The organism is Candidatus Cybelea sp. (genome assembly GCA_036489315.1).
Classification (GTDB): domain Bacteria; phylum Vulcanimicrobiota; class Vulcanimicrobiia; order Vulcanimicrobiales; family Vulcanimicrobiaceae; genus Cybelea.
The window spans coordinates 65,671-77,583 of record DASXFZ010000040.1 but is presented as its reverse complement, the minus strand read 5'-3'; the positions used below and the strand labels follow the sequence as shown (position 1 = coordinate 77,583).

Below are 11,913 nucleotides of genomic sequence, written 5' to 3'. Positions count from 1 at the left end.
ACCTTCAGCCATGAGCGAGACGAAGACGTTACCACCCCAGCATCAGGATCGTCAGCCAGGGCGTCAGGACGAGTTGCGGCCGCAGCCGCAGACCGACTCGAAAACGCCCGGCGCCAATCGCTTAAAGGATCGCGTCGTTTTGGTTACGGGCGGCGACAGCGGCATCGGCCGCGCGGTGGCGGTGCTCGCCGCCAAGGAAGGGGCCGATGTTGCCATTGCCTACCTCGAGGAGGACGACGACGCCGCGGAGACCCGGCGTCTCGTCGAGCAAAAGGGCCGGAAGTGTGAGCTCCTAACCGGCGATATCGGCCAGGAAACGGTTGCGCGAGGTTTCGTTACAAAGACCGTGGAGCGCTTCGGCAAACTCGATGTTCTGGTGAATGCCGCCGGAGAGCAGCATCCGCAGGAACGTCCCGAGGATATTTCCGCAAAACAACTCGAGCGAACGTTCCGCACGAACGTCTTCGCGCAATTCTTCACCGTGGAAGAAGCCTTGAAACACCTGCAAAAGGGCTCCTCCATCATCATCATCGCCTCGATTACCGCTTACGAGGGAAGCCCGAAGCTCGTAGATTATTCTGCGACCAAGGGCGCCTTAGTTTCATTCACCCGAGCGTTGTCCAACGCCATCGTCGAACGTGGAATCCGAGTCAACGCGGTGGCGCCGGGACCCATCTGGACTCCGCTGATCGCGGCGACGTTCCGGCCCGAAGACGTCGAAAGCTTCGGCGCCGACACGCCGATGAAGCGCCCCGGGCAGCCATACGAAGTCGCCGCCGCCGTGATTTTCTTGGCGTCGGACGACGCTTCGTATATTTCCGGCCAAACGATCCACGTCAACGGCGGCACGGTGGTAAACGGCTGACGCTCCGCTCCTACACGTAGCGCCAAGCGTCGTATCACGTTTTTTTCGTGCGGCGCCGTTAAGGCGCTCCCGGCTTGCGGAAAGATAGCCCTATGCGCGACAATTCTTCAATTTGGCCGCTGCTACGCCAAATCGCCGGAACCGACAAGTCGGGGCGCGGGGCGGCAGCAATTTCGGAGCAGACGCAGCAGTGGACCGCTCGGACGCAAAGCGCGAAGGTCGTCAAGAGCATCTGCCCCTACTGCGCGGTCGGCTGCGGACAGAACGTGTTCGTCAAAGCCGGCGAGATCGTCCAGATCGAGGGCGATCCCGACAGCCCCATCTCGCGCGGCCGGCTCTGTCCGAAGGGTTCGGCGACGCGGTCGCTGGTGCAGAGCCCGCTGCGCGAGTACGCGGCGAAGTATCGCCGTCCTTTTGCCACCGAATGGGAAACGCTCCCGCTCGACCGGGCGATGGAGATGATCGCCGATCGCGTCCTGGCGACCCGCCGCGAGACGTGGGAAGAAAAAGACGACGAGGGTTTGACGCTCAATCGCTGTTACGGCATCGCCAGCCTCGGCGGCGCGACGCTCGACAACGAAGAGAACTACCTGATGAAAAAACTCTATACGGCGCTCGGCGTCGTGCAGGTAGAAAATCAGGCGCGCATATGACATAGCTCCACGGTCCCCAGTTTGGGGACCTCGTTCGGCCGCGGCGGCGCGACGACGTTCCAGCAAGATCTGCAAAACTCGGATTGCATTTTGATCATGGGCTCGAATATGGCGGAGAACCATCCGGTCGGCTTTCAATGGGTGATGGAGGCGCGCGAACGCGGCGCCGCGATCGTTCACGTCGACCCGCGCTTCACCCGAACCAGCGCCGTCGCCACGATGCACGTCCCGATACGGCCGGGCACCGACATCGCGTTTCTCGGCGGCATCATCCGCTACATCCTCGAAAACGACCGGGCCTTCACCGAATACGTCGTCAACTACACGAATGCGCCCGTTATCCTGCGCTCCGACTTCCGCGATACCGAGGACGGTGACGGTTTCTTCTCGGGGTGGGAAGCCGACAAGCACGGCTACCTTTTTCACAGCTGGATGTACGAAGGGATGGACTTACACGGCGCCTCCGGCCAGCGTCAAAGCGAGGAAGGCTTAGAAAAAGAGCCGAGCAAGAATTCCGACGTGCTCGACAAGCTTCGCGCCGGCGAGCCGCCGTACATGGATAAAACGCTGCAGCACCCGCGCTGCGTCTACCAGGTGCTCAAGCGCCACTATCAGCGCTACACGCCCGAAACGGTGGCGTCGATCTGTGGCATCAGTCCGCAGCAGATAATCGACGTCGCGGAGGCGCTTTGCGCCAACAGCGGGCGCGAGCGAACCTCCGCTATGGCCTACTCGGTCGCCTGGACGCAGCACACGTTCGGCGTGCAGATGATTCGCACAGCCGCGATCGTTCAGCTGCTCTTGGGAAATATCGGGCGCCCCGGCGGCGGAATCATGGCGCTGCGAGGCCACGCATCGATCCAAGGCTCGACCGATATCCCGACCCTCTTCGATCTGCTCCCGGGCTACATACCGATGCCGCACGCCAAAGCGCACGGCGGGCTGAGCCACTTCATCGAATCCGAGGCGGCAAAGACCGGTTTCTGGGGCAACCTCGATAAGTATACGATCAGCCTGCTCAAAGCGTGGTTCGGCCCCAGCGCGACCGCGGAAAATGACTATCTCTTCGATCTGCTCCCGCGCATCAGCGGCGACCATTCGACCTATCGCAGCATCATGGCGATGCTCGACGGGAAAGTTAAAGGCTTCTTCATCTGCGGCGAAAACCCGGCGGTCGGATCGGCGAACGGCGGCCTGCACCGGCGCGCTCTGGCGAAGCTCGAGTGGCTCGTCGTCCGCGACTTTACCGAAAACGAGAGTGCCTCGTTCTGGTACGATTCCCCGGAGGTCGAAAGCGGCGAGCTCTCTCCCGAAACGATCGGCACCGAGGTCTTTTGGCTGCCGGCCGCCGCGCACACCGAAAAAGATGGGTCGTTTACCAACACGCAGCGCCTGCTGCAGTGGCACCATCAAGCGGTCGAGCCGCGGGGCGACGCTCGCTCGGACCTCTGGTTCTATTACCACCTCGGAAAGCGCATCATCGAAAAACTCGCCGATCGTGAAGAGCCCAATGCTGCACTGCTTCGCGCGCTCACGTGGCAGTATCCGGAAAAGGGCGCCCTCGGCGAGCCCGACGCCCACGCCGTGTTACGCGAAATCAACGGCTGGGATGCGCAAGGCAAGGCGCTGCCGGCCTATACCGAGCTGAAGGCCGACGGTTCGACCGCCTGCGGGTGCTGGATCTACTGCGGCTGCTTCAAAGATGAAGAGAATCAAACCGCGCGGCGCAAACCCGGCAGCGAGCAAACCTGGGTTGCGCCGGAGTGGGGCTGGGCGTGGCCCGCGAATCGGCGTCTGCTCTACAATCGCGCCTCGGCGGACCCCGACGGCAAACCTTGGAGCGAGCGCAAGCAGTACGTTTGGTGGGACGACGAAAAGGCGCAGTGGACCGGGCACGACGTTCCCGATTTCGAGAAGACCAAGCGTCCCGATTATACGCCGCCCGACGGCGCACTGCGTGAAGCGGCGCTCACCGGCCGGCATCCCTTCATCATGCAGGACGACGGACTCGGCTGGCTCTTTACGCCCAACGGCATCGTCGATGGGCCGCTCCCGACGTACTACGAGCCGCAGGAGTCACCCGTGCGCAATCCCCTCTACGGACAGCAATCCAATCCGTGCCGCCAAGAGTTTCCGCGCCGCTTCAACGAGTACAATCCCTCGCCGAGCGACGAACACGGCAATCACTTTCCGTTCGTCCTCTACACCTACCGCCTTACCGAACACCACACAGCCGGCGGCATGTCGCGCACGATCGCGCGGCTCTCCGAGCTTCAGCCCGAGTTTTTCTGCGAAGTTACGCCGGAGCTGGCGGAGCTGCGCGGCTTGCGCCACGGCGAATGGGCCACGATCTCGACGCTGCGCGCCGTGGTCGAGGCGCGCGTCATGACCACCCGCCGTGCGCCGGTCTTGCGCGTCGACGGTCGCGTAATTCATTCGGTCGGCCTTCCCTACCATTGGGGCAGCAAGGGCATCGTCACGGGCGATAGCGCCAACGACCTGCTTCACATCGCGCTCGATCCCAACGTCCACATCCAAGAGACAAAAGGCCTCACCTGCGATATCCGCCCCGGAAGGCGGCCGCGCGGTGCGGCCCGCCGCCGCTACATGGACGATCTGCAAGCGAGGACCGGCAAATGAACGACCGTCGCGGCTTCTTCACCGACACGACGTTCTGCATCGGCTGCAAGGCGTGCGAAGTCGCCTGCAAAGAGTGGAACGAGCTTCCCCAGGACGGCTATGCCTATACCGGGATGTCGTACGACAACACGGGCGCACTGGGCGGCGGCACGTGGCGCCACGTCGCCTTCATCGAGCAATTTGATGAAGATCGCAGCCGCTGGCTCATGGAGTCGGACGTCTGCAAACACTGCACGCACGCCGGCTGTCTCGACGTCTGCCCCACCGGTGCCATCGTCCGTACCGAGTTCGGCACGGTCGTCATTCAGGACGACATCTGCAATGGCTGCGGCTACTGCGTCGTCGCCTGTCCGTTCGGAGTGATCAGCGAGCGCGTCGAGGCACGGCCCGAAGAACGTCACCCTCGCGGAAGCGGCACGATGGGCAAGTGTACGCTCTGCTACGATCGCTTGAAGGGTGGCGAGGAGCCGGCCTGCGCGAAAGCCTGCCCGACCGAATCGATCCAGTACGGACGCGTCGACGAGTTGCGCGAGCGCGCCACCGCGCGCCTCGAAGAGATCGGCGGTTCGTTCGCCGGCGCGCAGCTGTACCTCGAGGACAAAAACGATGGCATCGGCGGCGGCGGTTCGATCTTCTTGCTGCTCGACCGGCCGGAGGTCTATGGGTTGCCTCCCAATCCGGTCGTCCCGACCAAACATCTTCCCGAAATGTGGCGCGCCGCGGGGCTCGCTGCCGCAATGCTGCTCGGCGCCATCGCTATTGCGGCCCTGCCGTGAAGAACGCGAAGCGCGCCTACTACGGCCGGCCCATCATCAAGCCGCCGGAGTGGTCGGGGCTAATTCCAACCTACTTTTGGTCCGGCGGGTGGTCCGGCGCGTCGGCGGCCCTCGGGCTTGTCGCGCGATTATCGAAAAACGAACGCCTCGCTCGTGTGACGACCCTGAGCGCCGCTGTGGGAAGCCTCCTGAGCGCGTTCTGCCTCATCGCCGATCTCAAGAAGCCGCAGCGCTTCTTGAACATGCTTCGTGTTTTTAAACCGACGTCGCCGATGAGCGTGGGCGTCTACCTGTTTGCCGCTTTCTCGGGCGCGGCGATGACCGCGGCTGCCAGTGAGCTCACCGGCATCGCCCGCGGCGTTGGGCGACTTGGCGAAGGCATCGCCGGACTCACCGGACCGTTGATGTCCGTCTATACCTCCGTGCTGATCGGCGACACCGTTGTGCCCGCCTGGCACGGTGCCCGAAAGACGTTGCCGCTGCTCTTTGCGGCAACGTCGGCCTCGACCGCGAGCGGCTTAGCGATGCTCGTTTGCGAAACGCGCGACGCAAAGCCGGCGCGCCGCTTGGCGTTGTTTAGCGCGGTCGCGGTGCCGGTCGCACTCGAGCGGCTCCGCCGCGAACTGGGTCCGTTTCAATACGAAGCCTACGAAGCCAGGAAAGCCGCGGAACTCTCTCACGCCGCTCGCGCGCTCAATGTCCTCGGCTGCGTCTTCACCCTGTTCGCCCGGCATCGCAAGGCAGCGAAGATCGCGGGCGTGCTGCTGCTCGCGGGCGGATTAGCCGAACGCTTTGCCGTCTTACACGCCGGAAAGATTTCCGCCCAGGATCCGAAGTTTACAATCGGCCCTGACTAAAGGGTCAACGGGGCCACCAGTGCCCAGCGAGTCTGCAAAGGCGCACTGGCCCGAGCCGGTGCTTTGCCGCTATGCGCGCCGGCGGCTAGACCGTAGTTTTCACAACGGATACTCGCGGTGGAGTGACGGAAGCCAAACCGACACCGATGCAAACGCAGACCGCAATCGTAAGCAACGGCCGCCACAGCAAACCGGGCACTCCTTGCGTTGCGGAAAACCAGCCGGCTGCACTCATCGCAGCGGCAACTGCGACCAGGCCGATGACGAACGAAGCGGCGCGGCTTGTCCATCGGAACAATCCAGGAGAACCATCGCGCCACGCGACGCCCACAGCGATCATCACTCCGTAGAATGTGAGCGCTGCCGCCGTGCTCGGGAGCATGATCGCTTCTCCCCGCCCGAGCGCAACGGAAACGAAGGCTCCGAGCATAATAATACTTGGTGCCGCAAAACCGGCCCGCACGGGTACCGCCTTTGTTCAACCAACTGAATGCAGCGTATGTCTCGCACCGAAACCCTCGGTCCCGGCATTCGGTCCCCACTAATGATGGCGCTGGAAACGCGGCGGCTAATACTGCGGCGATGGACTCTTGACGACGTGCCCGAGGCCGCCGTGATCTACGGCGACCCCGCGACGATGCAGTTGTTCGCCGGCGGGAAAGCCTTTTCGCGTGCAGACGTTGCTGCATCGCTCGCCGGCGTAATCGCCGGCTACGACGATAGCTGCCTTGGCAACTATGCCGTGGTCGAGAAAGAGTCCAGCCGAATACTCGGGCACTGCGGCGTCCATCGCTCGCCCGATCCGGCGATCGAGGCCGAGGCCGATTGGCTTATTCGCCGGGACCGTTGGGGTTGCGGATACGCCACCGAGGCGGCCATCGCGGTCATGACGAGCGTATTACGTCGGCGGAAGCGGCAGTGATCACCGGTGTAGCGCACCGCGAGAATGTCGCCTCCATCGCGCTGATGCAAAAGCTCGGTATGCAGTACGTTGGCAGCCAGTCGCGATGCGACTTCGACTCCGTAGTCTATAACATAACCAGCGATCGATTTTCCGCAAATCTCGAGTCTCTCGGGTCCCCGTAGCGGTCGGTGCTTCCCGCTGCTCACGTTGCTATGGCCGAGGCTAGGCGGCTTTGCGCCCAGCGCCGAAGCATCACCGGCGCCGATCCGTCTTGACGGCGAAAGGGGTTCCGATGACCATTTTAGCTCCTGGTCGCTACGCGCTTATGAGCTGTGCCGCAGCGGCAATTCTAGCAGGGTGCAGCGGATCGCAGCCGCCGATAGCCGATCCCGGCGCGGTGCGTCAGGTCAGGACCCCGTTGCCTACGGGTGCATATGCGCGAAAAGCGTCGGGTTCCTACGGCGCCCTAATTTACGCCGGAACAGGTTCCCCGAACGCAGTGTACATGTTTACGTATCCCGCCGCCACCCTAGTCGGAAGCTTTTCCCCCCCGGGTGTGAGCATAATGGGGCTTTGCACCAATAGCAGCGGCGATGTGTACGTCGTCAGTGCTGCAAGCTCGGCGTCGACCATGGTGAGCATGTACGTCCACGGCGCCACGCAGCCGACGTGGACCAAAAACATGGAGGGCTACAGAGCCAAGTCGTGTGCCGTCAATCCGCTCACTGGGAACCTGGCGATTTATACGCAGAATCCGGGCGGCCACGATGAAATAGCAATTTATCCAAAAGCCGGTGGTGGCCCGACGCAATATGTGATGCCGCACGAGCACGAACCGGCGCATTACTTCGCGTATAATGGTCAAGGGCCGCTCTACGCGAGCGTGCGGAGAAAAGATCGTCGGTGGGAAGTCGCTGAGATGCGCGTTGTAGAAAGGCGGCACTACACGTTTCTAGCAATCGACAAGCAAATCGACCTCGGCCAGCTTCAATGGGAAGGCTCATATTTCGCCGCATTCAAGGGCCCGATGGTGTACCACCTGGCCATCACCGCGTCAGGCATGACGGTCGTCGGCAAAACGTTTGCCGAAAAAAAGCAGACGCCGAGCTGGATCGAGGACTCAAACGTGTTGATCGGCGCGTACGGAAAAAACCGGAGCGAGCTCGCCTTCTGGAGCTACCCAAAAGGCGGAAAAGCTTATAAGGTGATTCCGCTGGTTGACCCATATTTCACGGATGTCAATAGCATTCTCGTCAGCGTAGCTGCCAGCCAACGGAGACGATGATGCGCTCCTCGTAGCCGACGTTTCTGCACACTTCTACGAGCGCCGGCAACGCGCCCAAACAGCGCTAGTACATTTTATAATCGACGTTGTTTCTCCGCTCGGTATGGACGCTGGCGGAACAGGCTTAAAAAAAGAACCGAAAGAATACCTTCGCTAGCGTAAGTTGACGCAAGGTGCGAGGTAATCCGTCTAGTTCGACTCGATCGCGACGTCCTCGACGTTGGCGTACCCTCTGGGGCGCCCATTTCTTGGCGCGATCACCGAGAGCATTGCGCTCTGCACCCTGCCCGGGAGCAGGCCGCTGTCAAAGATGAGACGGTGAACCTGCTTTGTTGGCGCATAAAACTCGACAACCCGCGGAGGGCGCCCGGGAATGAGGATCTCCGCCGACCCCCCATTGCTGCCCCGTACGCCGTAGACGCAAAATCGCCGGCCGCTAAAAATGAACGTCATCGCGTCACCGACGTGAAAAGAGCGCGAGCTCGACCCTTCGTATCGTCCGTCCTTACGATTCTTGACCAGCTGCCAGTGTCCGGTGAACACGATGGAACTCGGCCAGCTCCCGTGATGGAGCGCCGACAAAGCGCTCTTGCCGCAACCCGCTTGCACGGGTCTGGGCGCGGCGCCGGGCGCGCGCCCAGAATCGCGGGGTGTTCCCGCCGAGCAACCCGCAAGTGCAAAGGCAAAGGCCACGGCGATTCGGACGCTAGCCCCCATACGCTTTGTGCAGGTCCTGCATCGCCGCCGTGAGGATCACGTGAAAGCTCGCATTCTTCGCAGGCCCAAACTTCGGGTCTGCGTTAACCTGCTGCATCAGCGTTACATGCATCGGCCGCGAGAGCAGATGTTCCAGCATGTAACCGACGTCGTAGCGGCCGTCGGGCATGACACCGGCTTGATAGAGGTCCCCGGCGAGCGCGGCGCCGGAGGCCGGGGTCGCTTGCGGAAGCGGAATATGCTGCTCCTGAACCTGCACCGCCGCAAGGCGTACGAACTCGTCGAAGGTCGTAAAAAACTGCGTTACATTCGAAGCACCAAATCGGCTGGTAAGCGACTGCGCTTCTGCGTCGGCGTTCGGCCCCGCAAGGTAAACAAACAACGCGTGCGACGAGAACTGGCTCGCCCCGCCACCCGCGCTCAGCATCTGGGCCGTGAGTGAAAGGTCCGGCGCTCCGGTGTATCGTCCGTGCGAAGCACCCATCGGATTTGCGGCGATCGCCGCCGCGAGCGTTACTGCGAAAAGCATGGTACGGTGTTCCCGCCTAAGCTTTCAAAAAAACGCTCGCTGGGGTCCCGAGTCTTCAGTGGTCCAAAGGGCCCAGTCCTTCGCTCTTACACGCGGGACGTCGAGCCTATTATGCAGGACAAAGGTCCCGCTATTGCTCGAGCTCCCGTAGCGTATTGGTTCCGGTGTCCGTGTAGAACAACGCTGTGTCGCTATCGCTCGTGCCGGTGGCAAGGAGTCCGAAAATGTGCGCAGTCTTGCTCGTGTCGAGGGTCTTGGTGGCCAGCACCTTTCCCGTCGGCGTCAGCTCCACCAGCTTATTTCCGCCCTTGGTATTGGCAACGATGAGGTTTCCGTTGGGTAGAAGCGCCGAAGCGACGGGCGCATTGAGCGGAGCACCGCTATAGACGAGCTTCGCACAGGTGGCTGCCGGATGAGCGCATTTAAATTTCTTTCCGCCAGGCTGCACGACGATCTCGTCCTTCTCGAGCAGACTGCTGGCATCCGAAACCGCAACGATGGTGTTATTGACTCCGTCTACGATATACAGGGTGTCGTTGCAAAGAGTACCGATCCTTGTGCTATTGTATTGAATTCCCGATGGGCCCAAAACGCTCCAGCCGGAGCTCTTGCCTACCGCAAACCCGCTTATCACTTCGATCAATTTTGCCCGGCCCGAGGTAACTGGGAGAAACGCCAGCTTGATAACCACTCCGGTCTTGGCATCGCTAATGTAGATGTCTTCAGGCGCGTAAGCCAATCCGCAGAACGCATCGGCGTCGGCGAATGGAGCCTCGAGGTGCGAAGTGAAGCTCTGCTTGAGCGAACCGGTCTGGTCGAACTCCGAAACGGTCCCGCTCAGCATCCCCGAGCCGTAGACCCGGTTCGTCGGCGTGGTTGCGTCGCCATCGCAGCCCTGCACCTTAGGGTTTTGCGTAAAGGTCACCGGCTTAGAGTGCGGCTTGGGATCAAGCACTTCGATCGTACTGCCTTTGCCGGCGGCGCCGGCAGAGTTGTCGAAGTTGCAAACGAGCAGCTGTCCCTTCTTGAGTCCAAAGGTCGATCGAACCAGCGAGATTGCCCGCGGTCCCGTATCGCCATTTTTCGGATCGACCGTCGAGCCGATTTCGACGTCCTTCGTAAGCTTTTTCAAAATCGAGGTGGTGTCGTTTGGAACGATGGAACTCACGCCGGGCGCGGCCGGAATGCCGCCCGCTGCTGCGGTTGGAACCGTGGTATTTCCGTTACACGCCGAAGTCGCGAGAAGGATTCCCGCGATCAGCATAAGCAAGCGATTGTTGAGAGTCGGCATCCTAACCCCTTTCGTCGCCTGCAAGCGCGAACTCCCGCTGACCGTCCGTATTCGCGGCCCGCGCGCGTGGTGCGTTAGCGCGAAGGCATCCACGAGCGCCGCGCGAAAGCCCGCGACTCTTCAAAGAGGGATAACGTAATGAATACGACTGCTTTCCCGAAATACGGCGCTGCGCTGGTTGCGCTTGCGATCTGCTCGGCTTGCGCGGGCGGCTCGGCGGTTGCGCCGTCAGCCGGCGCGTTCGATGCCGGACACGTCGGGCGAGCGGTCTCGGTGAACGGCCGGCTGGTAACGGCAGCGCACCCGAATATGAGCGTGCTGCCCCCTTACGCGGCGATTCTTCCCGACCGGCGTGCAAAGTCGAAGACCTTCGAGTACATTATCAACGACTACGGGACCTATGCCAGCATTTTCGATTATCCGAAGAGCACCAAGCAGATCGGCCAAATCACCAACGTTGGCGGCCAAGGGTGCACGAACGTCCTCTACGGCTATGGGAAGAAGATCTTCTGGATCGTCGCGGGCGATGACCAGATCACGGAGTACAGGGTCCCCAAGAAGCCGCTCAAGACGCTCTCGGACTCCGTCGGCCAGCCATCCAGCTGCGCCATGGATGCCAACGGCGACCTTGCCGTCGGGATCTTGAGCAACGGCGACATCGACATCTTCAAGCACGCGACCGGCTCGGGCACCGTCATGAGCACGCCGCTGCGCCAAGAGTTCTTCGACGGATACGACAATCACGGGAACCTCTTCTTCGACGGCTTTAATAACGACGGTGTCTTCGAACTCGTCGAGCTCCCGAAGGGTAGCAAGACGCTCCAGGCGATCGCGACGAGCAACACGGTGAAGTTTCCTGGCTCCGTGCAGTGGGACGGCACGTACCTCACCGTCACCGATCAGGAAGCCGACGCGATGTATCGGTACACGATCAGCGGAACGCAGGCGAGATTGAAGGGGACTGTAGCGCTCACCGGTGCCAGCGACTGCGCTCAAACCTGGATCGCCGCGAGCGTTGTCTATTGCGGCGATACGGGCAGCGGAGGCGAGGTTTTCGCCTACCCGGCCGGCGGTTCGCCGATCGCGGTGTTCACGGGTAATTTTGATCTCCCGCTCGGCGTGGTCGCAGCAAAGCAATAATCTGCGTGCTGTCCGCCGGCGGGGCGGCAGCTTCAGAGGTCTTTCATAACTCTTAAATATGCTGGCACCACTGTATATTTTTCTCGCCGGAGGATTTTATGAACAGTATCGCGTCGCGTTATCGTTTGCTCTTAACAGCGATCTCTACCGCCATTCTCGCTTCCGGTTGCTCAAACGGCCCTCAAGTGGCGCCGAACATCCCAAGCAATACGGCTGCCGTTGCCGCGGAGCGCTTCTTGTCGGATTCTGTTGGGCC

10 protein-coding genes are annotated in these 11,913 nt (G+C 61.6%); 7 read left to right on the top strand and 3 right to left on the bottom strand.

Going from position 1 to position 11,913, the window contains the following annotated elements:
- Positions 1-10: 10 nt before the first annotated feature.
- The 6 genes from VGG51_08595 to VGG51_08570 all read left to right on the top strand — a co-directional run bounded on the left by VGG51_08595 (position 11) and on the right by VGG51_08570 (position 7,980).
- Positions 11-865: an SDR family oxidoreductase gene (locus VGG51_08595; GenBank protein ID HEY1883086.1), complete on the top strand. Its 855-nt coding sequence runs from the start codon at positions 11-13 to the stop codon at positions 863-865.
- Between the two features lie 92 nt (positions 866-957).
- Positions 958-4,158: a formate dehydrogenase gene (gene fdh / locus VGG51_08590; GenBank protein ID HEY1883085.1), complete on the top strand. Its 3,201-nt coding sequence runs from the start codon at positions 958-960 to the stop codon at positions 4,156-4,158.
- Entirely contained in the window at positions 4,155-4,934 is a 780-nt protein-coding gene (locus VGG51_08585) for a 4Fe-4S dicluster domain-containing protein (protein ID HEY1883084.1), read from the top strand. Before fdh ends, VGG51_08585 begins: the two co-directional genes overlap by 4 nt.
- On the top strand, positions 4,931-5,791 hold the full coding sequence (gene nrfD / locus VGG51_08580) for an NrfD/PsrC family molybdoenzyme membrane anchor subunit (GenBank protein ID HEY1883083.1): 861 nt from the start codon (positions 4,931-4,933) through the stop codon (positions 5,789-5,791). Before VGG51_08585 ends, nrfD begins: the two co-directional genes overlap by 4 nt.
- Positions 5,792-6,281: 490 nt before the next feature.
- Positions 6,282-6,713: a GNAT family N-acetyltransferase gene (locus VGG51_08575; GenBank protein HEY1883082.1), complete on the top strand. Its 432-nt coding sequence runs from the start codon at positions 6,282-6,284 to the stop codon at positions 6,711-6,713.
- 577 nt (positions 6,714-7,290) lie between these two features.
- The gene (locus VGG51_08570) at positions 7,291-7,980 is read left to right on the top strand and encodes a hypothetical protein (protein ID HEY1883081.1); all 690 of its coding nucleotides are present in this window, start codon (positions 7,291-7,293) and stop codon (positions 7,978-7,980) included.
- A gap of 189 nt (positions 7,981-8,169) precedes the next feature.
- Here the strand turns inward: VGG51_08570 and VGG51_08565 are convergent, their stop codons facing one another.
- From VGG51_08565 to VGG51_08555, 3 genes are all read right to left on the bottom strand, one after another.
- Positions 8,170-8,673 (bottom strand): hypothetical protein, encoded by a 504-nt coding sequence (locus VGG51_08565; GenBank protein HEY1883080.1) that lies wholly within the window; start codon positions 8,671-8,673, stop codon positions 8,170-8,172.
- A 13-nt stretch (positions 8,674-8,686) separates the two neighbouring features.
- Positions 8,687-9,226 (bottom strand): hypothetical protein, encoded by a 540-nt coding sequence (locus VGG51_08560; protein HEY1883079.1) that lies wholly within the window; start codon positions 9,224-9,226, stop codon positions 8,687-8,689.
- 130 nt (positions 9,227-9,356) lie between these two features.
- On the bottom strand, positions 9,357-10,517 hold the full coding sequence (locus VGG51_08555) for a hypothetical protein (GenBank protein HEY1883078.1): 1,161 nt from the start codon (positions 10,515-10,517) through the stop codon (positions 9,357-9,359).
- A gap of 138 nt (positions 10,518-10,655) precedes the next feature.
- On the opposite strand from VGG51_08555, the gene VGG51_08550 reads away from it, so the two are divergent.
- The gene (locus tag VGG51_08550; protein ID HEY1883077.1) at positions 10,656-11,657 is read left to right on the top strand and encodes a hypothetical protein; all 1,002 of its coding nucleotides are present in this window, start codon (positions 10,656-10,658) and stop codon (positions 11,655-11,657) included.
- The last annotated feature ends 256 nt before the right edge of the window (positions 11,658-11,913 follow it).

Bases quoted from the DNA above. Each gene is read 5' to 3' on its own strand.
- VGG51_08595 (HEY1883086.1), top strand. From the start codon at position 11: ATGAGCGAGACGAAGACGTTACCACCCCAGCATCAGGATCGTCAGCCA.
- VGG51_08550 (HEY1883077.1), top strand. From the start codon at position 10,656: ATGAATACGACTGCTTTCCCGAAATACGGCGCTGCGCTGGTTGCGCTT.
- VGG51_08555 (HEY1883078.1), bottom strand. From the start codon at position 10,517: ATGCCGACTCTCAACAATCGCTTGCTTATGCTGATCGCGGGAATCCTT.
- VGG51_08585 (HEY1883084.1), top strand. From the start codon at position 4,155: ATGAACGACCGTCGCGGCTTCTTCACCGACACGACGTTCTGCATCGGC.
- VGG51_08575 (HEY1883082.1), top strand. From the start codon at position 6,282: ATGCAGCGTATGTCTCGCACCGAAACCCTCGGTCCCGGCATTCGGTCC.
- VGG51_08560 (HEY1883079.1), bottom strand. From the start codon at position 9,226: ATGCTTTTCGCAGTAACGCTCGCGGCGGCGATCGCCGCAAATCCGATG.